The sequence below is a fragment of the uncultured Clostridium sp. genome (assembly GCF_937920395.1).
GTDB lineage: Bacteria > Bacillota > Clostridia > Clostridiales > Clostridiaceae > Clostridium_AD.
The window spans coordinates 1-2,300 of the sequence record NZ_CALEVF010000261.1 but is presented as its reverse complement, the minus strand read 5'-3'; the positions used below and the strand labels follow the sequence as shown (position 1 = coordinate 2,300).

General features: G+C 30.9%; 3 protein-coding genes. All 3 read right to left on the bottom strand.

Annotated elements, in window-relative coordinates:
• Window positions 1–264 precede the first annotated feature (264 nt).
• Entirely contained in the window at window positions 265–1,158 is an 894-nt protein-coding gene (locus tag Q0649_RS16875; RefSeq protein ID WP_298844730.1) for a S1 RNA-binding domain-containing protein, read from the bottom strand.
• Window positions 1,159–1,177: 19 nt separating this feature from the next.
• The gene (locus Q0649_RS16870) at window positions 1,178–1,675 is read right to left on the bottom strand and encodes a GAF domain-containing protein (RefSeq protein WP_298844726.1); all 498 of its coding nucleotides are present in this window, start codon (window positions 1,673–1,675) and stop codon (window positions 1,178–1,180) included.
• Between the two features lie 89 nt (window positions 1,676–1,764).
• Window positions 1,765–2,271: a gamma carbonic anhydrase family protein gene (locus Q0649_RS16865; protein WP_298844734.1), complete on the bottom strand. Its 507-nt coding sequence runs from the start codon at window positions 2,269–2,271 to the stop codon at window positions 1,765–1,767.
• Between the last annotated feature and the right edge of the window lie 29 nt (window positions 2,272–2,300).

Sequence of the window (2,300 nt, the reverse complement as noted above, 5' to 3'; positions counted from 1 at the left end):
TAAAATTTTAGATAGATATTTCACTAAAATCTTTTAGAGTTTCGCAATCAGCTAAGTAAATTTATATTTTCTTCGAATATAGTATAACCAAAATAATAAGAATTCATGTTTAATAAAAAACTTAATGTATTTTTTACTCTATTATCACTTATGCCCTTAATCTTAAATGAGATTGTAAAAATATTTAAACGTATGTCATCTAAAACTTTAGAACAAGAATAAGTAAATATAGGCTGATGAATTAATTCATCAGCCTATATTTGTTTATTCTTGTTCTGTTTCTATTTCTTTGTCTATTTCTTCTAATTTAGTCTCTTGTTCTATTAATCTAGTACCTTCCGCGTCTTGAACAATCCAACCACTTTTCATAAGTCCACCCAATGCTCTTTTAAAAGCATTCTTACTGGTTTTAAATGTTTTCTTTATATCATCTGGAGAACTTTTATCATTGTATACCATAAAACCACCAGATTTATCTAAGAATTCTATTATTTGACGTTCAACTAAATCTCTTTCCTCGAGTCTTGGTTTTCTTGCTGTTACGTCCATTTTACCATCCTCGTAATATTTCTGTACTCTCACTGTTAGTCTGTCTCCAGGTATTACACTAGCATAATTCTCATTTTTTAAAATAACAGCTCTGTAAATATCATCAATAGCTATCATTAGTGTACCATTAGTTTGGATTCCGTATACTGTACCCTCTACTTCATCATCAATTTCATATGAATCTGTATCATATAAATATTTATCAATAAAAGTAGTGGCTGCAAGTCTTCCAGTCTTATCTAAATATATATAGAAAAGATATTTCTTTCCTGTTTCTAACGTATAATTTTCCTCTTTAAAAGGAACCAATATATCTCTTTCTAAACCAATTTCAACAAAACTTCCTATTGTAGTCATGTCAACTACCTTAAGATAAGCTAAGTCACCAACCTTTGCAAGTGGCCTTTTTAAAGTTGCAATTAATCTATCACTTGTGTCCCTATAAATAAACGCTTCAACTTCATCGTCAATTTTAAGGGCTCTACCTATTGTACTTTTCATTGGTAATAATACATCATCATCCGTACTATCTGTCTCTGCTCCCAAGTAGTAACCAAAATCTGCCCTTCTAACTACTTTCAAACTATTAATGTCTCCTATTTTTATCATTTAATATCTCCTACCTTTTTTATACTTTTGACCAATCTATATAGTTGTTAAGAATACCTACAAATTCGACTAAATATTTCTCTTCAAGTTTCGTAAATCTTCCTATTTCTTGGCTATCTAAATCTAAAACTCCATAAACTACATCATCTTTTATTATAGGTATAACAATTTCTGAATTAGTCGCCTTATCACAAGCAATATGACCTAAAAAATCATGAACATTTTCTACAACCTGAGGTTTTTTTTGAGTTACAGCCGCTCCACATACGCCTTTACCTACTTCTACTCTATTACAAGCCGGAAGTCCTTGAAACATTCCAAGAATTAATGTATTATCCCTTAGTATGTAAAATCCTGCCCAATTAACCCTATCCATAATTGCTTTTATTATTGCCGTTGCATTACATAAATTTGCCAGGTCATTTTTTTCTGAGCTTAACTGTCCTTCTAAAAGGATAATCATATATTTATATTTCTGCTCATTTGTCATCTTCTCTACTGCATTTAATTTTATCATTCTTCTCGCTCCTTAAATCATCTCCTGGGTAGCTACAATAGCTTCGGAGAAGATACATTAACAACTTCTGAAACGTCATTAAATAAAATTTACTTTGTAATATATTTCATTGAAAGTTCTAAATAATGATATGCATTTTCTTTTATGCTTTGCTTTTCCTGCTCTGTTAGCATTCTAACAACCCTAGCTGGTACTCCCATGCATAAAACACCAGATGGTATTTTCTTACCTTGCGTAACTAAGCTACCAGCTCCAATTATAGTATATTCTCCTATTTGCGCACCATTAAGAATTGTGCTGCCCATTCCTATTAAAGTATAATTTGAAATTGTACAACCATGTATTACAACATTATGCCCTATAGTTACATAATCTCCGATATTAACATCAAAATCATTATCGTTATGTACCGTGCAATTATCCTGAACATTTGTATAAGCGCCTATTGACATAGAATTCATATCACCTCTTAATACAGCACCAAACCATATACTACTACGCTCTCCTATAGATACATTTCCTATAACATCAGCGCTACTAGCAATAAAAGTATTTTTGTGTATACTTGGAATTTGTCCATCGAATTGATGTATCATAATTTCATCCTCACCTCTTCTTAAAATAA